Consider the following 17,858-nt stretch of genomic DNA (forward strand, 5'->3'; position numbering starts at 1 on the left):
TGATGGTACTTATCCCGGCGATCTTTTCTCTTACCGGGGTTAGATCTGGTTATAACGACTTTCAACTGTTTATCAAACAACAGGTTCACGATGAAACGACTCTTACTTCTTGGTATATGTTTAATTCTTTTGCCAACGCTGCTCTTGGCTGAAAATGAAGTTCAGATCTTTGAAATCAACGGTACAGGTATAACCCGCAGTGAGGCAATACAAAATGGATTAATTGACGCCTTGCAACAGGCCAAAGGTGTGACCATTGATGCCCGAAAAACCTTTGCTAAAAGTATTCAACAGATAAACAGATCAGGCACAGAGACAAACGCGCAGCAGGTCATGGTAAGCTCAATGAGCAGTGGTCTCGTTAAAGAGGCAACAAGGGGCGTTATTCAAGAATACCGGGTACTGGAGGCCAGCCAGGATGACACTGGAGAATGGCTTGCTCTACTTGAAGTGACACTGCACAGATATAAAACTCCAGGTATCTCTCCCCACAGCAGAAGAAAAATTGCTGTTATACCATTTTATACAAGCCAGCAATCATATGCGTTTAATAAGCGCTGGATTCCTTCCTGGAAAATATCAAACCAGCTCAGCCAAAAGATTGTTACTGAGCTTACCCAAAGCAGAAAATTTAGCGTCCTGGACCGGGAATACACAACGGCATTTCTACAAGAGCGCAACTTTGTCCTGTCACCGAACAGTCCAACTGCTGAACATGCCAAGGCCGGTGAGGCCTTAGGTGTTGATTACCTTTTACTCGGTTCCGTGACAGATGCAAAACTTGTCAAGACCATAGAGAAAGTACCAGTCATTAATGAAATTGTATACGACTTTGAGGGAACGGTCATTGCTGACTATCGCATAATGGTCATGGCAACACGCCAGGTGAAATGGGCTGACACGGTGAGTGTGGTTCTTGATGGTAAAAAACTTGCCGCTCTTAGTAAGAGCGATTCCCCCGAAGTACTGCAACAGACCTTACTCAACTATGCCGCTGAAATGATTGTTCAGCGTGCAATGGAAAACATCTACCCCATACGAATTGCCAAGATCACCCCGGCAGGAGAGACCATCCTTAACCAGGGTGGGTCCTCGGTGAGTCCAGGTGAAATCCTTGATGTCTTCGTCTCTGGCGACACTGTCATCGATCAGTATACAGGGGAATCTCTTGGTCAGACGGAGTCATGGGTTGGTAAGCTGCAAATCGTCAGAGTCATCCCAAAGATGTCCTACGCAAATATTATTGAGGGCTCCCTTGAGAATATTAAGCAAGGCTTCATTTGCAGAAGAGCCGCACTTGCGCAGACATATACTCCTGACCAGACAACTCAAGGTCCTCCAAAGAAAAAACTGCAACCCAAATGGTAGGTTAACCAGTCTACAGGCGACTCAATGGTTTAGACATTACATTCACAGCTCAAACTTCTGGATAGTGCAATGCCAAATTTTTCTTTCTTTTATCAACTGCGTAACCTCAGCTTCCTCACCCTTCTGTTTGCAACTACTACAGCCTGTGTTCCACCCTCCAATATAGGAGAACTGGTCTCAGCCAAGCAGTTAAAAGCCATAGGTAACAGCTTCTCCACGACAGCTCCAGTCCCTTCTACGAGTTCCAAGCCTACTTGTGCTGCAACGACATACTACACAGGGTATTCTAAAAGTTTCCAACCCTATAAAGTCTGCCTTCTTTCAGGCAACCTTGACGATGTCTTACAACAAATGAGTATGGAGGAAGCTCCCTTAGTTAAACAAACAGACTCTGATGAAGAGTTTGCACAAAAGCTTGGTTTACTAGGATTACTGGAAAGAACATCCCTTGCACTGCAGGCGGGAGATATTGAACAATCGTTACGATACAGTAAACTCGCTGAGCTTATTTTTGAAGACCGGGAAAACGAGTCCTACTTCAGCGAAGGACTTGCAAGCGTCGGATCTATGTTTGCAAATGTTGCAGGAGCAGGTGAATACGGCAGATATAGTGCAGTTGGTTATGAGAAGGTCCTCCTCCTTAACTTAAAAGCCCTCGACTACCTGCTCATGGGTGATGTTCGTGCCTTTAACGTTGCACGACTTGGTATACAGTGGCAGGCAGAAGAAAAAGAAATTTTCTATAAGGAGCTTGAAAAAGTAACACAGGAAAATGTGACCCAAACAGATGAAACAGCGAAGGCTGAAAAGAACAAGACCTCTTCAAAATTAGACAAAACATCTGTGTTTTCTGCAATACAAAGCGAATACGCCAAATATGACAGTGAGGCTCTGAAGGTTTCCAGCGCCTTTGTTAATCCTTTTGGTGATTTTCTGGCCGGAACAGTCAATGAGTTTAAGAGTGTGAAAGACAAATCTCTTCTCAGTAATGCCCATATTTCTTATAAGCAGGCACTTGAACTCAGTCCAAACAGCAGGGTCCTTAAACTCGCTGTTAAAGATACAAAAAATAAACGATCAGCCGAAAACCTTATCCAGATAGTGGCCTTTGACGGCCTGGCCCCTGAAAAGCAGGTCCTTAAATTCGGTGTTATGGTCCCAAGTCTTTCGGCACCGCTCAACATAGAGCTCCCCGTATACACAGCCGTCCCCAGTAGAGTGAGGAAAATCCAAGTAACAACCACAGGAGGCAAGGTCCTATCCACCCTGTCACCCATTGCAAACATCACCGCTCTCGCTTTTCGCCACCAAAAAGATATGCTTCCTGCAACACAATCCCTTGTTGTTTCCTCAACCCTCAGGGACGCCCTTATCAAAGAGACAGGTAATCGTTTTTTGAGTGGCTTTGGAACACTGGTCGGCTCTGTCATAGACTCAACCATGGAGCCGAACACATCATCCTGGATGAGCCTACCCTCTCAGGTACTCGGAGGACGGTTTCACTCAAAAAAAGGAATGAAACATCTTAAGGTCATAAGCTACGGCGAGGGTGGAAAACAACTGGCCCAACAACAGATAACACTATCAGAGGGAGACAGGCATCTCCTGTTTATCAGAACGATTGATACAACCTTAGCGACCTACTCCAGTAAACCAATCTGGTCACAATTATAATATCATGTACAGATTTTTTATATTTAAAACAATGAGTTAAAATTAAAAGGAGTAACATAATGTCATACAAGAAGATAGCCTTGCACATCCTATCCATCTACCTGATTGGCCTGCTTGCCAGCTGCACCACAGTCAGTCAGCCAGAGCCAAATCTGTACACCGAATCTAATCAGGAAATAATACAGACAAGGGCCGTTGATACCAGCCATCCTCTACTCACAAGGGTGATTGCCTCGGATCACCTGATCGGCTATATCAGTGTAGTCAACCCCCGTATTGGTAAAACAGGTAATTTTACCAAGGCCCAGATAACCATACAAAACCTCACTCAAAACCGATACAGCGTGGAATATCAATACCAGTGGCAAGATGACCAGGGCTTTGCCGTTGGTTCACCGCGCCCATGGAAGCGATTTGTCCTTGCACCTAAGGAGGCAGAAAATATTCAGGAGATGGCTCTACGACCTGAAGCAGTCAAAGCAATCTTTACAGTGCGCCTCCCCGACGACGCCTTTATCGAACTGAACAAACAATTACAAAGCCGACAATAAAACTAACTCCTATAAACGGGAAAGCTACCACAGGTGTAACTATGAACAAAATACATATCATTGGATACTTACTATTAATTACTGCGGCCATGATTTTAACTGGTTGTGCACAACCGACCTCCATTGGTGGCCAGAGCAATGTCGGCATGGTGGAGGATGGTTCCAGGGTCCACCTTGATGACAGGTTGACAGGAGAAGACTTTGTAGATCTTTCAAGAAAGGTAACAGAGAAAATGATCGCCTCCCGTCCTGTACAAAAATGGGCTACAACAAATAAAAGACCACTCTTAGTTGTCGCTGTCCCCGACAACACAACCCATGACGCCAATATTCTTGCAGTGGATCTTCAGGATGAAATTATTTCTACCATCCTTGACGCAGATATCGCACGGGTCATTGATGAGAGTAGTCTTTCATCGAGTTATGATTATATTTTAAAAACCACAATAACAGACACTTCACAAAGAGGCGCTGGTGGCAGTAAACTGACCTACTATACAGTAAAGTTGCAGCTTTTTTCATTGATGGGTGAACGCATTGGCCAATGGCATGATAAGATTGGTCTTGCAAAGGCTGCTAAAAGTTTCTTTTAGTGTCGTTCTTTACCTCGTCACCTGGAGGTCTCCATGATTATTACACACCGTTCAAAGATTCTACTGATTACAATAGCAGCCACAACCATCTTAACTGGTTGTGCAACACAAAACGGAAGGTATGGGGCAAGCGTAGGCGCTCTTACCGGAGGAACAGCAGGAATTCTTCTCGATCCTCACAACCCCTGGCGTGGTGCTGCAATTGGTGGTTCTCTTGGTGGGCTTTTGGGTGGCGCATTAACCGACAGACCCTACTATTACGACAACTATCCGCCCCGGGGGTATTACCAGCAACCATATTATCCCAGATATTCATATCATCAATATAGACGCGAGGCTGCCTATAGAGGTGCTGCCTACGGAGGTGTAGCCGGAGCTGCCGCCGGAGCAATGCTGGACCATGGAAATAGGTGGCGCGGAAGCCTCATTGGAGGTACCTTAGGCTCAATTTTCGGCGGCGGTATTAACTTCATCAACTCATCGACCATGATTCCTGTACTGCAACCATAATTTATAACTACAGTACATAGGATTTTGGAATGGCCGGTTTTAACACCCATGTTGCAGGAGGCCTTGTTGTCGGGGCCATCAGCGCCGCAGTTGCTCTAGAAGTCTATCACTTTGATATAATACCAACCATCGCCGTGGGCATAATGGGTACCATAGGCGGACTCTTGCCCGATTTAGACAGCGACTCTGGTAAACCGCTCGCCCTCATTTTTGGCGCCATGTCAATACTTATACCCGCCTTACTCCTTGAAAAACTGCCCATTGCAAAACATTTTTCCCCTGAGTTTCTTGTGAGTTATTTTGTCATAAGTTTTTTATTTATCAACATCTTCATCTGCAATATCATCAAAAAATTGACCCGCCACAGGGGTATATTTCATAGCCTGCCTTTTGCCGTTCTTTCAGGTGAACTGGGATACCTGCTCTTCTTACCCTCAGGGCACAACCTTGCCATGCTCGTTGCTGTATCTCTTTTCTGCGGCTCTCTTATGCACCTCGTTCTGGACGAACTCAATTCTCTTTCATTTCGCTATTTCATCATTCCAAGCTTTAAAAGTTCTTTTGGAACCGCTATCAAACTTAAATCAGATAGTTTACTTGCAACCGCAACAATCTATGGACTGGTTGCCCTTACGGGTTATATGATACTGAATTCTTAACACTATTATTAAAAGAAACCAGAGCACTTCCACCACCCCTTTCTGCAAAGTGTGACTTTCACACTTTACAAAAGAGGGTCAAGAATCTATCCTGTTAATATCACATATATTTCGCTTACATCCTATGGTGTAACAAACCCACATCACTCTTGTTAAGGATTTTCCATCCCCCCATGCGCCTTATCACCACACACCTGAATGCTGACTTCGATGGATTGGCATCGATGATTGCAGCACAAAAACTCTACCCGGACGCAGAACTTGCTTTTCCGGGGTCACAAGAAAAAAATGTACGCGATTTTATCTCCCAAAACCTGGTCTATTCCTATAACTTTTTAAAATTAAAAGATATTAATCCAGCAGAAATCGACACCTTGGTTCTGGTGGACACCAGGGATTCGAAACGGATTGGAGCCTTTAGAAACTGCTTGCAAAACCCAGACCTCCAACTGCACATCTACGACCATCACCCTAAAAACGGTGGAGATATTGATGGTGATTTTGAAGTCATAGAAGACTACGGTTCCACCACCACACTTCTAGTGCAAGAACTTAAAAAGAGAAACATCGCCATTTCAGTCGAGGAAGCCACCCTCTTTGCCCTTGGGATATATGAAGATACAGGCTCTCTTACCCACCTTACGACTACCCCGGCAGACCTTGTTGCCGCAGCATGGCTGCTTGAACAGGGAGCACAGCTTGACCAGGTGGCGCAGTTCATCAGCCACGAACTCACCTCAAAGCAGATAACTATCCTGCACGAGCTGATGAAAAACGCAAAACAGTACACCATCCAGGATATTCCGGTGGTGGTGATCACCCACTCACTCAATGAATATGTGGACGAGTTCGCCCTCATTGTGCGCCGTTTTATGGCCATGGAAAACCTCAACGTTCTCTTCGCCCTTATCTCAATGGGAGGGCGGGTCTATCTTATCGCCAGGAGCAGAATAGCCGATGTCAATGTCGGCATTGTTGCCCGGGATTTTGGTGGAGGTGGTCATGCTACGGCAGCCTCTGCCACCCTAAAAGATATGACGTTGATTGAATCCCAGGAGAAATTAATTCGTACCCTGCACCGGCACATACATCCACAGGCCATCGCCTCAGAGATGCTGTCCACTCCTGTGATCACGATAACCCCTGACACCTCTATTGCTGAGACCAAAGAAATTCTCACACGGTACAATATTACAGCGGCCCCCATACAGGAGTTACCCACAAAGGAAGAACCGACACCTGCCATTGCGGGGATTATCACACTTCGAATTGTTGAAAAGGCAAGCCATCATAACCTCGGGCACAGACCGGTCAGTGACTATATGAGCAGTGACGTACGCACCCTGCCAATAGAGGCAACCTTAGCCGACATTCAAGAGCTCATCATTGAAAACAGGCAGCGTATCATCCCTATTCTCGATGAAGCAAGGCTGGCTGGAGTAATCACCCGAACAGATCTCCTTAATCGCCTGGTCAATGATCCTGCGCACTTGCCTAAAAATCTACTCTACGAGTCGGACAACCCATCCCTTGAACGTACAAGAAATCTCAACTCCCTCATAGTTGACACCCTTGACAGGGATATGATCCAGCTCCTGCAAACCATTGGTGAAGTTGCAAGTGTGAATAGATTCAATGCATACGCTGTTGGTGGCTTTGTACGGGATCTGCTGCTGAAAAAACCAAATTTTGATCTGGATATCGTCATCGAAGGCGATGGGATTGTCTTTGCCAAGGCTCTTTCAGACCATCTTGGAGGCCGCTACACAACCCACGAACGGTTTAAAACCGCCATGGTCGTAATGCCAACCGGTTTTAAAATTGATGTAGCCACTGCCCGGCTGGAATACTACGAATACCCGGCAGCAATGCCCACGGTTGAGTTGTCATCTATAAAGCTTGATCTCAGCCGGCGTGATTTTACCATCAACGCCATGGCAATCCAGCTCAATCCCAATCAGTTTGGCACCCTGATGGATTTTTTCAACAGCCAGAATGACCTTAAGCAGAAGGTGATAAAGGTACTCCACAACCTCAGCTTTGTTGAAGACCCCAGCCGAATCTTCAGGGCCATCAGGTTTGAGGCCCGAATGGGTTTTCAGATTTCCCCCCATACAAAGCGCCTTGTGACCAACGCGGTATCCATGGAGCTGTTTGGCAAGACAAACGACATACGTTTTCTCTCGGAACTAAAATACATCATGTCCGAGGATAACCCACTCCCAGCACTTCAGCGACTTGCGGACTTTGACCTGTTTCAATTCCTCTGGCCAGACCTGCGACCACACTACAAGATGGATAGGCGTCTAGCACACATCCTCAATCAGGCCCAGCTTGCACTATCCTGGTATGAACTTCTCTACCTTGATGAAGAGTGTCGTAACTGGATGGTCTACCTGCTGACAATCATGTCCAGATCCGGCCCTGCCCAACTCTCCGAATTCTGTAATCGATTTGAAGAGGCCCCCAAAGACACCGCATTTATGCTGGAACAGAAGGAACTCGTGGATGCAAAGATACATATTCTTGCGCGGAACGCTTCCATGCGAAATAGCCATATAGTGAATCACTTCAAAGACATGCAGATCGAGGGCTTACTCTATATGATGGCCATTGCCAGAAAGAACCACGTAAAAAAGGCGATATCACTCTACGTTACCACCCTTCGCCATATAGAACCAATATTAACAGGAAAAGAGCTCATCGAGATGGGGTACAAGCCAGGACCAAAGTTTAGAGAAATTCTCACCTTTTTAAAATATGCAAAGGTTGATGAGCGAACCAAAACATTAAAAGATGAGCAACAACTCCTGCAACAGCGTTATCCATTAAAACATAATTAACCCCGATAAACGGGATAAGTGCCTCGAATGTTTCACTACGTTCACTATCTGGTGATACGACTAAACGTACGATTTCAAATTCAATTCCTGAGTTTCTCGAAGTCTACGCTACCTGTTTTTATGACAGGCTTTCAGGAGTAAGGCACTAACAAACACCAATAAACCTTTTCGCTTCATAACGATACTAAACCATGGACAAATTTATATCCGAACTCATCATACTCGCGCCGCCACTTCTACTGGCCTTAACCCTACACGAAGTTGCCCATGGCTACATAGCCTACCGGCTTGGGGACCCCACCGCCAAGGCCCTTGGCAGATTGAGCCTTAATCCGCTCAAACACCTTGATCCCATAGGCACCATTGCCTTTTTCTTTATTAAATTTGGCTGGGCCAAACCTGTTCCGGTGAATCCCACCTATTTTCGTGATCCAAAGCGGGATATGCTTTGGGTAGCCCTGGCAGGCCCTGCAACAAATCTCATTCTTGCCATTGTCAGCGCCATCCTTGCCAAAAGCTTGTGGTTTATCGCATCCTCGCTCCCCTACTCCACCATGGCAGAAGCAATACTCGTCCCACTCAACGGTATGCTCATTGCCAGTGTCTGGATCAACCTTGTTCTTTGCATTTTCAATTTCTTACCCATCCCCCCCTTAGATGGCAGCAAGATACTCATGGGCCTCTTGCCAAACCATATGGCTGCCTCCTTTGGCAAGTTAGAACGCTACGGTTTTATTATTGTACTGATACTCGCGTTTAGTGGGGTACTTGGCAAGGTGATCATTCCTGTGATAAGTTTTGCAAACGGTTTGCTGCTCTCATAATCTGTAATTATGAAGATGTGATCAAACTCTCTCACTGACAGGGGCTGATTACATCTTGATTGACTCAGATTTGTTCAGGCAAATGAATTTCCGACAATAAAAAAGCCAGCAACTTTGACAGCTGCTGACTTTTATCTTTGCCATATTCGGAAATTTTGAATTTTCCATTACTGCAGGGTAACGCTACTAAATCAGAAGCAATTTCCTACAAATTCTCTTTGAGAAATTTAAGAAGTTTCGGAGCAACAAAATCATTGGGGGTTGCACCGGTACAGATGAGTTCCAACTTTTTATAATCAAAATGACAGTCAGAAGGCCAGTCACTCCGGCCGGTAATTTCACCAAGGTTGAACCAGTAGTGACCAACACCAGCAACAGGAACCGCCGTAACATCTGCGCCCGCTTCTTTTAAAGCCTCTACAAAAGGAACGCTCTGGCCTTCAGCCGGGACATCGGGATCTTCCATTCCCCAGGTAATGAACCACGGGACCGTTAGACCATCATTTGACAGCGATACTTCTCCCAACGATTTCGCACTCGACCGTACATAGTGTATAGGTGATGCTTCAAAATAGGCAGCAGGTACATCCATAGGGGTGCCGCCAAAGAAGTCCTCTGCAAATGTTGTCATTCCAAAAGGTGCCCAATCAAATTTGGGATTCTTAGTCCACAACCACCAGCTGGGCATATTAAACACTCCATAAGCAGACACCACAGCCTGGACCTTGGTGCTTTCATTTGCAAATGGATTGTTTGGGTAATATTTCGTGTAGGCAGGCCAGTCTTGGGTGAGAGCGAGCAGCGCCGCCAGTTGTCCTCCCGCGGAATCCCCGCCAACCGCAATTCTGTTCGGATCAACTTTGAATTCTGTTGCTTTGCCCCGCAGGAATTGGAGTGCCGCCTTGCAGTCCAGCAGACATCCAGGCCAAGTAGGATAAGTACCACCAGCTTTAGAGAGACGGTATTGGATCGAAAACACAACATAACCACGCTCAGCCAGGTACGGTGCCCAGTCGTCTGCGTAAAAGTTCTCATCACCAAGTTGCCAAGATCCCCCGTGCATGAGCATGATCGCAGGATGAGGTCCCTTGGTTGAGGGAACATACACATCTCCTTTAAGGAAAAGGTTTGAATCGGGGACATCAGTATGATTGGCGTAAATCACATCTTCAAACACGGAGTATTCAGCAAAACTATCGACCGGATACACAAGAAATGAAAACGAAATGATTGAAATGAAAAATACCGTTAATCTTTGAGTCACCTTACTTTCTCCTTTACTCAACATGTTTATTAATAACTGCAAGATGATGCCCATTAGCATGGGAGTTAGGATATAGGGTTAGAACTTGCTTTTTGTCAAGGTAAGTATGAAGAGCCACCACACTACCGATAAAAAGCGGTCTCATTGAAGTATTCAAATCAAACAAACAGCGGACATTTCAGATGGCTTTAACAGTCTTCATCAGAAAGCCGCGAGATAAGGAAAAGTTCTAATCACAGTTGCTACATTCTGGGATTTGGAAATTCGTAGGATCCAATACGGAACTACGGTGGCATTAACCGTCTCTCCTTGAGGCTCTTGAGATGATGGTTACCTTAATTTACAGGGAGAAAACGTCTCCCTGTTTTTCAACTCAAGAGGTATACCATGAATATTTCATCACATGAACTACGAGGGAAAAAATATTTTTTAGAAGGCAATCTTTCTGTTAGCATCATGGCCTTCAATGAAGCACTTAGCCAAGACCCTGGATCATTGAGAGCGAGGCTCGTTCGAGGAGCAGCCCATCTAAAGCTTGGTCAAATTGATGAAGCACTGGACGACTTGACCACTGTTTTAGAGGGAGGAGGAGATAGTGAAAAGGCCTTCTTCCTAAGAGGTATTGCCTATCTGAATAAAAGTGAATTTGCCAAAGCCCTGATAGATCTAAACAAGACACTCGAATACAATGAAAAACGCGGCGCTGCCATACTTGCTAGAGGGATGGTGCTAACCAATCTGGGGCGGCTCGAAGATGCACGAAAAGATATAGAGAACCCCCTTGTGAAGGCGAATGTTGTCATTGATGAGTTTATAGAAGAATATGCCATTTCAGAGACCTCCTTTAATCAGGTATTGGCTCTCCTACATGACGAAACCAGCTTGTGGAACCTCGTCCTTACCAAAGATGAAATGACCAGGCTTGAAACACCAACAGTATAGGTGGCAAAAAGTACGCTAAGTAGTCCACTCATGAGATGGGTGGAAGCATAAACCAGTGGGGAAGGCTCTCTTTCTTGCCGGTTGATATGATCAACCTGAATTTTTTTATAAAAAAGTTCAGGTTGAGCGTTTCAGGAATGTGGTTAATTTACGATTCTGTACCGTTTTGGACACTAGTCTGTTTCTTCGTTACGCTAGCATCGTGACCTTCGCCACAATCATTGCAATTAACGTTTACTTTATCCTTGCTTTCGCCATGTTTATCCCGGAATTCATCAGGCGTCATATTGTCTATAAGGCCACATCCGCATTCAGGGCATTCCGATTTGATCTGGTATCTTTCCTTTGCCATATTTTAGCTCCTTTGCGTTGTTTTATATTCTTCCCACCAATAAACAATTTTTGAGGCTTTGAAGCGTATTCTAATGTGATACGGCATAACAAACATCAAATAGCCTCATCTCGTATTTATCCGGCATATATGATCTCCATTCCTGAAGCTGAGAACGATATTCCAGGCATCTGGTTTTATCCGGTGAGATGATGAATCAATACTTTTTTAGAAAGCCCCAAATAAACGGCGTCCTGATCGAAAATGCTTGTTTAGGTGCAAGATTATCCTCAATAGGAAGATCTGGCAAGTTTTTCCTCATTCTCCAGCCTCCCTCACCATCACGAGGAATGCTTCATGTAAATTGAACTATTCACTGACAGATAATCAGAGGTGAACAGGAAGTATACGTAACTAAATATTTCAACTGTAGCTCCATTGAATTGGACAACGCTCGCTATGCCAAGGCCTTTTGGGATAGAATGCAACTGTTCGGTTCACTGAGCCAACATTTATTACAAGACACACACCTGGGCTTGTAATCAGATGTCTCTTTCCATTTACTAATCAGATCAGGTTCGCTGAGTAATGGGCGGGCAATTGAAAAATATTTGATATTAGTTGTGTCCAGTATGTCCTGCATAATTTCTGTGCTTCTGTTTCCTCCCATAAGTACCACGGGAGCGTCTACTTCTGCAGCGATCGCCGCTGTCGCCTCGCGAAAATACGACTCTTTATCTTTAGATGTAAGTTTTGTCCTAGCGGGTGCTAGCCCTTTCCCAGACGATTCGTTGGTTGCACTTACCTCCATGAGATCAATTCCCAACTCACTTAGCTTTATAAATATTTCTAGGGCATCTTCATAAACAAGCCCTTCCCCTTCATCCATGAAATCATCAAAGTTCAGCTTAATCATGACAGGATAGTCAGCCCCAACACGGCTACGTATCTCCTCATACACTTCATAAATAATACGAGCACGATTATGGATGTCGCCATTGTACTCATCAGTGCGCCTGTTGTAATATGGGGTCAGGAACATTGAGAGGAAATAACCATGGGCTGCATGTATCTGCACTCCGTCAAACCCAGCTTTTTGTGTCCTTTCTGCCGCGTCGCCAAACAAGGTGACAATACGCTTAATATCCTTTTTCGTTACCTCTTTCGGCATCAATCCTGTCACCCTGTTTTCAATCGCAGATGGTGCAAGAATGTTCATGGAACCTGCCTTTGGATGGTGCGACTGTGACCCTCCGAAAACTATCTGCATTGCAATTTTGGAACCGTGGGCGTGAACTCTGTTTGTCAGTTGACGGTATCCATCAACGAAAGAATCATCATAAATTCCTTTCATCAGAGCATTCGGCTGCTCTTCAGATGAAATATAGGTGTATCCTGTCAGGATCAGGCCAACTCCGCCTTTTGCAAGATTCTCATAGGAATCGAGGATAAAATTATTTATATGACCGTCACTCTCAGAACCTTTCAACCACATGGAGGAACGGATAAAACGGTTTTTTACGGTTATGCTGCCTATTTTTGTTTCTTCAAAAAGTTGCATGGGCTTGTTTCTCTTTTGTTTAAAGGTTTTTACTCGCATGTTATGGCCGCTTCAGTAACAATTATGCTCATTGAATCAGGTTCCCTTCACGCCCCTTTTTCAGGTTACGGGAATCGAGTAAGGGTATGGCCATTGTTTCAAGTCCGTTTTCCAGACGTTTCAGCATGGCCCCTTTGGCACGAGGTAGCATTCCCTGTATCGACACAATGTTTGATGTGTGCATTCCATAAAAAAAACATTTATCAAGCGTCAGATTTTTCAAAAATTCGATCTCTTCTTCAAGGGTTTGTCGCAGGGTATTTTCAGTAAATATGCCTCGTTGCATCTCTTCATACAATTCACTGCCTGGATCGACATGAAGATTGGCAATGAAAATAAGATTTGGCTTCGTTTCGTTGACCAGGGCGGCATTGGCTCTGGCATTTTCAATATTACGTTCCGTTCCAGCTCCACCAATAATGATATTTAGGCTAAAGTCGATCCCTGCTTTTGTTAACCTGCCCAACTGATTCTTAGCAGTAGCAAGATCATATCCTTTGTTAAAGCGTTCCATCATTCCGGGGAGACCTGATTCCACACCGATATTAAGATCATTGAACTTTAAAGCCCGCAACTCCAATAACTCCTCATCTGTTTTGTTCATCACATTGAGGATGGATGCGTACAAGGCGATAGTCTTTACTTCCGGTATAATCTCATTGATTTTCCTGCCGATTGCTTTCAACCTATCCGCGCTGAGGGCAAAGGGGTCGGCATTAACAAGAAATATGCGTTCAACATTTGGAATCGTCTCCCTTGCTTCAAGAAGGTCTTTCTCGATCTGTTCAAGACTTTCTATACTGAAGCCGACCTTGTGATACATTGTGCAGAAACTACATTTGTTGTGACTGCATCCTACTGTCACTTGTAATAGAAGAGAGTCTGCCTCAAAAGGTGGGCGGAAAACGGGTTCTGTATATTTCATTGTGTTTCCTTGGAATCTGATTTCTACGGTGCAAAAGGATAATCGGTATATCCCTTTTCGGTACCGCCAAAGAAAGTCGTAGAGTCTGCTTCATTTAATTGAAGCCCTTCTTTCAACCTCCTGGGAAGATCGGGGTTAGCAATTGTAGCGCGGCCAAAACCAATTAAATCTGCTTCACCGGAGACAATAGCCGCCTCAGCTTTTTCTCTATCGTAATATCCTGCATAGATAATGGCACCGCCGAAGGTGTCTCTTAGTTTATCTTTCCAGCCATCTGGTACACCGGGGGCATCTTCCCAATCGGCTTCCGCGATATGTATATACGCAACACCTATATGGTTTAGCAGTTTTGCTGCTTCAAGATAGGTGCTCTCAGGGGTGTCATCAACGGTTCCGTTCAATGAAGTAAATGGTGCAAGACGAACACCAATTTTTTCTGCGCCTATTTGTTTAGCGATTTCGGTAATTACCTCTTTTAAAAACCGCAGACGATTTTCAAGGGGCCCCCCGTACTCATCGGTACGTGTGTTGGCCTGCGAGTCTATAAATTGGTTAATCAGGTAGCCATTGGCGGCATGGACTTCTACACCGTCAAAACCAGCGTCCATTGCATTTTGCGCTGCAACACCATATTGTTCTACAATGCTTTTAATTTCCGGGATACTGAGTACACGTGGTTTGCTGTGTTGAATCATCTCACCAGCACCGCTTTCATGTCCCTTACCTTCGGGGTCAATAAAAACTTTTACCCCTTCCGCAACCAGTTCTGAAGAAGAGACCGGTGACTCTCCATTTGGTTGCAACTCTACATGAGAAATTCTGCCCACATGCCAAAGTTGTGCGAAGATTACACCATCTTTACCATGAACAGCTTTAGTCACTTTTTGCCATCCGATTACCTGTTCAGGGCTGTAAATCCCCGGTGTCCATGCATATCCTTGCCCCTGTGGCGAAATTTGTGTCCCTTCAGTGACAATCAACCCAGCACTAGCACGTTGTGCATAATACGTTGCCATTAATTCTGTGGGCACATCTCCTTTACCTGCACGAGATCGTGTCATGGGGGGCATGACGATACGGTTTTTAAGTTCTAGTTTTCCTAAGTTGTGTTTGCTGAATAGCTCTTCTGTGCTCATATATAGACCTCATGTTTTGTGTTTCGTTTACTTACCTTCACGGTTTGCCTGCTTGGTGTTGACATAATGCACCAGGCTGTGTAATTATTCAAATAAGACAAATTATACTTTCACATTATAATTCTAATAGATATAGCTATGCTCAATCTCGAATGGCTCAGAACTTTCAAAACAATTTATGAAAAAGGCAGTCTCACGGGGGCTGCAGAGGCGTTGTTCATTTCGCAACCCGGGGCAAGCCTCCACTTGAGTTCTTTGGAAAGTTATATTGGATTCAAGCTGTTTGAACGTCAGCCACGGAAACTCATCCCAACGGAAAGAGGGAAGCACTTGTACAATTCTGTTGTTGATCCTCTCAGGCAGTTGCATGAGGTGGAAACACATTTTCAGAAGTCGACACGTGAAGATATTCCAACTATTACAGCCGGAATGTGTTTTGAAACGTTTCAGATGAGCTTAGAAAAGCATCTACCAGAATTGAATTTCAATCTTATCGCAGAATTTGGTGAATATAGAGAACTTCTGGAAAAGCTCAGACAGGGGGTTATAGATATTGTTGTTACTCCCCATAAAGTTGAAAAGAATGGGTTGGTTTTCCATCCTTTTTCCCAGGAGCATATAATACTTATCGCTGGTCAAGGCACAGATTTCAGTGGCTTCAACCCTGCTCTGGAAACAGGTAATAAGCAAAAGGTTCTCGACTGGATGGCAACACAGACGTGGTATGGAATTGCTGGTGATAATGAGCATCTTCACCGTTTTTGGCAGACAAATTTCGTTGCCCACCCTGACTTTAGACCTAACTTTATCGTTCCCAATATTCATTCAATAGTTAGAAGTCTCTCTTCTTCTCCCGGGTTGGCAGTTATTCCCGACTTTCTTTGTGCAAAGGAGATTAAGGCAGGAAACATCACTTTGTTATGGAAGGGGTATAAACCGATCAGTAATATTTTGTATTTTGCGAGCCAAAAGCAGTCTATACATCCCGAGCAGATACAATCTATCAAGAAACTACTCAAAAAAGAAATGCCTGACCTCGATACATAACCTGATCGTCAAATATGCAAGTTATATTTATTCTTGGGCAATTGAATCATCGATAGAATAATAGAGATGTCGTAAAGGTTTTAGATTTAAGATTCGCATTGGCAATACCAAAAGGCAGTCCATTCATACTCAATGAAGGTGTTTCCTATCTAAAGAATCAGCTCACATCAATTCCTAACAACAAACATGAAATTTGAGATCTGATATTGTCCATGACTCCACGTAACAAAAGTTACCGATAGCACATTTACAATGTTAAGAGGAAAATGAGGCGATGGTTGCCTCATTTTTTGGACTTAGAACTTATTTTTTCCTCTCAGGAAGGTAACGTTGTTACCTTGCTCATTGGCAGTGTATCCAGTGCGCCATAATTTAGTTTTCCTCAATATTTCTAAGGGCGTGGGGGTAGGCGGCTTCCCGATTCTGAAATGAGATAATATCTGGTTTTTGAATTATACCTGCATCAATATTCACTGCTTGTCGAATGGTCTCACTTTTTTGCCAGCTCTCATACCCAGCTAATACGGTAGGCAAATGGACAATGAGGGCTGCAGATATTGACCGTGAAGCACTTTCCCAAAGATAACTCGGTGTATGATCGACGGCGTAATAATCTACCTTTCTAATTGTAAACATTGGATTTTTGAATGAAGTTGGTTTGGCAAAAAAGAATCCCATGCCCTCGTCGCAGCTGACGTCAATAATCAGGCTGCCAGGTTTTAGATACGATTTTTCCTCTTCTGTCACGAAAAGGATGGGATGATCCGGTTCTTGTAGGAGTCCATTCACAATAATCTCTGATTGGCTAATCAGCTCAGTCAACGGTTGTTCAGTTCCATCATGCTCTACCACCAGCATGCGCGCTTCACCTTCATTACCCTCCCGTATCCGGACATAATGACAATCAAGTACTTCTTCGCGCACTTCGTGGTCCGGACGTTGAATGCAAATTGTGATATCTCTAAATCCGTGTGCTTTTAAGGCGTATATTGCGCCACGACTGACCGCACCAAAACTAAAAATTACGACTTTACGCTGGTTACCGTAGTGCCCGTCGATTCCTTTTAGTTGCAGGGCATGTATTACCGCGCAATAGCCTGCCATTTCGTTGTTTTTGTAAAATGTATGGCGGCCAACCTGTCCTTTAGGTCCCCAAACAAACATATCCTCAAAGGCGATAAGAGTCTGCTTGCGATCTATCGCGGCCTGGGTGTGTGCCTTCTGCTGTACACAATGTGGATAGCCCCACAGAATTCCACCCTCGCGTAGTTCTTCTATATCTTCTAATAGGGGTTTGGCAAGGATGACATTCCCAATATCACTTAGCAGTTGGTGGCGGGTTGCAACGCCACCTGACTGCTCAGACAATTTTGAATCGCTAATACCAAAGGGATCTCCATAACCTTCCTCAAATATTAATTGACGACGAATGTGTTCGGGTAGGCGTATCAGGTGTTCCGGATGAATTGGAATACGTCGCTCATCCTCTTTTCTCGAAGTCCCAATGACTCCAAATTGTAATTGATGCATATTGTTTCCATTTCCTGCAAAAGATTGCCTTTGAATTTTCAAGGCTTTTTCAATTCAGCAT

The 17,858-nt window shown here is 44.5% G+C and carries 16 protein-coding genes; 10 read left to right on the plus strand and 6 right to left on the minus strand.

Going from position 1 to position 17,858, the window contains the following annotated elements; translation table 11 throughout:
- Positions 1 to 90 precede the first annotated feature (90 nt).
- The 8 genes from ACX6CI_RS13930 to ACX6CI_RS13965 all read left to right on the plus strand — a co-directional run bounded on the left by ACX6CI_RS13930 (position 91) and on the right by ACX6CI_RS13965 (position 9,022).
- Positions 91 to 1,368, plus strand: coding sequence for a CsgG/HfaB family protein (locus ACX6CI_RS13930; protein ID WP_458774249.1), 1,278 nt, complete (start codon positions 91 to 93; stop codon positions 1,366 to 1,368).
- 69 nt (positions 1,369 to 1,437) lie between these two features.
- Positions 1,438 to 3,042: a hypothetical protein gene (locus ACX6CI_RS13935; RefSeq protein ID WP_458774250.1), complete on the plus strand. Its 1,605-nt coding sequence runs from the start codon at positions 1,438 to 1,440 to the stop codon at positions 3,040 to 3,042.
- A gap of 59 nt (positions 3,043 to 3,101) precedes the next feature.
- The gene (locus tag ACX6CI_RS13940; RefSeq protein WP_458774251.1) at positions 3,102 to 3,593 is read left to right on the plus strand and encodes a DUF1425 domain-containing protein; all 492 of its coding nucleotides are present in this window, start codon (positions 3,102 to 3,104) and stop codon (positions 3,591 to 3,593) included.
- 41 nt (positions 3,594 to 3,634) lie between these two features.
- Positions 3,635 to 4,186 (plus strand): hypothetical protein, encoded by a 552-nt coding sequence (locus ACX6CI_RS13945; protein ID WP_458774252.1) that lies wholly within the window; start codon positions 3,635 to 3,637, stop codon positions 4,184 to 4,186.
- A gap of 33 nt (positions 4,187 to 4,219) precedes the next feature.
- The gene (locus tag ACX6CI_RS13950) at positions 4,220 to 4,696 is read left to right on the plus strand and encodes a glycine zipper family protein (RefSeq protein WP_458774253.1); all 477 of its coding nucleotides are present in this window, start codon (positions 4,220 to 4,222) and stop codon (positions 4,694 to 4,696) included.
- Between the two features lie 29 nt (positions 4,697 to 4,725).
- Positions 4,726 to 5,355 carry a metal-dependent hydrolase gene (locus tag ACX6CI_RS13955; RefSeq protein ID WP_458774254.1) on the plus strand — a complete coding sequence of 210 codons (630 nt, stop codon included), beginning with the start codon at positions 4,726 to 4,728 and terminating at the stop codon, positions 5,353 to 5,355.
- Between the two features lie 173 nt (positions 5,356 to 5,528).
- Positions 5,529 to 8,198 (plus strand): CBS domain-containing protein, encoded by a 2,670-nt coding sequence (locus ACX6CI_RS13960; RefSeq protein WP_458774255.1) that lies wholly within the window; start codon positions 5,529 to 5,531, stop codon positions 8,196 to 8,198.
- A 191-nt stretch (positions 8,199 to 8,389) separates the two neighbouring features.
- A complete protein-coding gene (locus tag ACX6CI_RS13965; RefSeq protein WP_458774256.1) occupies positions 8,390 to 9,022 on the plus strand; it encodes a site-2 protease family protein in 633 nt (210 codons plus the stop codon).
- A 205-nt stretch (positions 9,023 to 9,227) separates the two neighbouring features.
- Here the strand turns inward: ACX6CI_RS13965 and ACX6CI_RS13970 are convergent, their stop codons facing one another.
- Positions 9,228 to 10,286, minus strand: a complete 1,059-nt coding sequence (locus ACX6CI_RS13970) for an alpha/beta hydrolase fold domain-containing protein (protein ID WP_458774257.1) — start codon at positions 10,284 to 10,286, stop codon at positions 9,228 to 9,230.
- A gap of 387 nt (positions 10,287 to 10,673) precedes the next feature.
- Between ACX6CI_RS13970 and ACX6CI_RS13975 the strand changes: the two genes are divergently transcribed.
- Entirely contained in the window at positions 10,674 to 11,228 is a 555-nt protein-coding gene (locus ACX6CI_RS13975) for a tetratricopeptide repeat protein (protein ID WP_458774258.1), read from the plus strand.
- A 148-nt stretch (positions 11,229 to 11,376) separates the two neighbouring features.
- Here the strand turns inward: ACX6CI_RS13975 and ACX6CI_RS13980 are convergent, their stop codons facing one another.
- From ACX6CI_RS13980 to ACX6CI_RS13995, 4 genes are all read right to left on the minus strand, one after another.
- Positions 11,377 to 11,580, minus strand: coding sequence for a hypothetical protein (locus tag ACX6CI_RS13980; protein WP_458774259.1), 204 nt, complete (start codon positions 11,578 to 11,580; stop codon positions 11,377 to 11,379).
- 436 nt (positions 11,581 to 12,016) lie between these two features.
- Positions 12,017 to 13,120 (minus strand): NADH:flavin oxidoreductase, encoded by a 1,104-nt coding sequence (locus tag ACX6CI_RS13985; protein WP_458774260.1) that lies wholly within the window; start codon positions 13,118 to 13,120, stop codon positions 12,017 to 12,019.
- Between the two features lie 67 nt (positions 13,121 to 13,187).
- The gene (locus tag ACX6CI_RS13990) at positions 13,188 to 14,084 is read right to left on the minus strand and encodes a radical SAM protein (protein WP_458774261.1); all 897 of its coding nucleotides are present in this window, start codon (positions 14,082 to 14,084) and stop codon (positions 13,188 to 13,190) included.
- 23 nt (positions 14,085 to 14,107) lie between these two features.
- On the minus strand, positions 14,108 to 15,220 hold the full coding sequence (locus tag ACX6CI_RS13995) for an alkene reductase (protein WP_458774262.1): 1,113 nt from the start codon (positions 15,218 to 15,220) through the stop codon (positions 14,108 to 14,110).
- A gap of 138 nt (positions 15,221 to 15,358) precedes the next feature.
- On the opposite strand from ACX6CI_RS13995, the gene ACX6CI_RS14000 reads away from it, so the two are divergent.
- Positions 15,359 to 16,267: a LysR family transcriptional regulator gene (locus tag ACX6CI_RS14000; protein ID WP_458774263.1), complete on the plus strand. Its 909-nt coding sequence runs from the start codon at positions 15,359 to 15,361 to the stop codon at positions 16,265 to 16,267.
- 372 nt (positions 16,268 to 16,639) lie between these two features.
- On the opposite strand, the gene ACX6CI_RS14005 is transcribed toward ACX6CI_RS14000, so the two are convergent.
- Complete coding sequence (locus ACX6CI_RS14005; RefSeq protein WP_458774264.1) at positions 16,640 to 17,797, minus strand: N(5)-(carboxyethyl)ornithine synthase; 1,158 nt, start codon at positions 17,795 to 17,797, stop codon at positions 16,640 to 16,642.
- Between the last annotated feature and the right edge of the window lie 61 nt (positions 17,798 to 17,858).

This window comes from Desulforhopalus glucosivorans (genome assembly GCF_054397165.1).

Bases quoted from the DNA above. Each gene is read 5' to 3' on its own strand.
- ACX6CI_RS13975 (WP_458774258.1), top strand. From the start codon at position 10,674: ATGAATATTTCATCACATGAACTACGAGGGAAAAAATATTTTTTAGAA.
- ACX6CI_RS13980 (WP_458774259.1), bottom strand. From the start codon at position 11,580: ATGGCAAAGGAAAGATACCAGATCAAATCGGAATGCCCTGAATGCGGA.
- ACX6CI_RS13945 (WP_458774252.1), top strand. From the start codon at position 3,635: ATGAACAAAATACATATCATTGGATACTTACTATTAATTACTGCGGCC.
- ACX6CI_RS14000 (WP_458774263.1), top strand. From the start codon at position 15,359: ATGCTCAATCTCGAATGGCTCAGAACTTTCAAAACAATTTATGAAAAA.
- ACX6CI_RS13960 (WP_458774255.1), top strand. From the start codon at position 5,529: ATGCGCCTTATCACCACACACCTGAATGCTGACTTCGATGGATTGGCA.
- ACX6CI_RS13930 (WP_458774249.1), top strand. From the start codon at position 91: ATGAAACGACTCTTACTTCTTGGTATATGTTTAATTCTTTTGCCAACG.
- ACX6CI_RS13990 (WP_458774261.1), bottom strand. From the start codon at position 14,084: ATGAAATATACAGAACCCGTTTTCCGCCCACCTTTTGAGGCAGACTCT.
- ACX6CI_RS13985 (WP_458774260.1), bottom strand. From the start codon at position 13,120: ATGCAACTTTTTGAAGAAACAAAAATAGGCAGCATAACCGTAAAAAAC.
- ACX6CI_RS13995 (WP_458774262.1), bottom strand. From the start codon at position 15,220: ATGAGCACAGAAGAGCTATTCAGCAAACACAACTTAGGAAAACTAGAA.
- ACX6CI_RS13965 (WP_458774256.1), top strand. From the start codon at position 8,390: ATGGACAAATTTATATCCGAACTCATCATACTCGCGCCGCCACTTCTA.
- ACX6CI_RS13950 (WP_458774253.1), top strand. From the start codon at position 4,220: ATGATTATTACACACCGTTCAAAGATTCTACTGATTACAATAGCAGCC.
- ACX6CI_RS13935 (WP_458774250.1), top strand. From the start codon at position 1,438: ATGCCAAATTTTTCTTTCTTTTATCAACTGCGTAACCTCAGCTTCCTC.
- ACX6CI_RS13955 (WP_458774254.1), top strand. From the start codon at position 4,726: ATGGCCGGTTTTAACACCCATGTTGCAGGAGGCCTTGTTGTCGGGGCC.
- ACX6CI_RS14005 (WP_458774264.1), bottom strand. From the start codon at position 17,797: ATGCATCAATTACAATTTGGAGTCATTGGGACTTCGAGAAAAGAGGAT.
- ACX6CI_RS13940 (WP_458774251.1), top strand. From the start codon at position 3,102: ATGTCATACAAGAAGATAGCCTTGCACATCCTATCCATCTACCTGATT.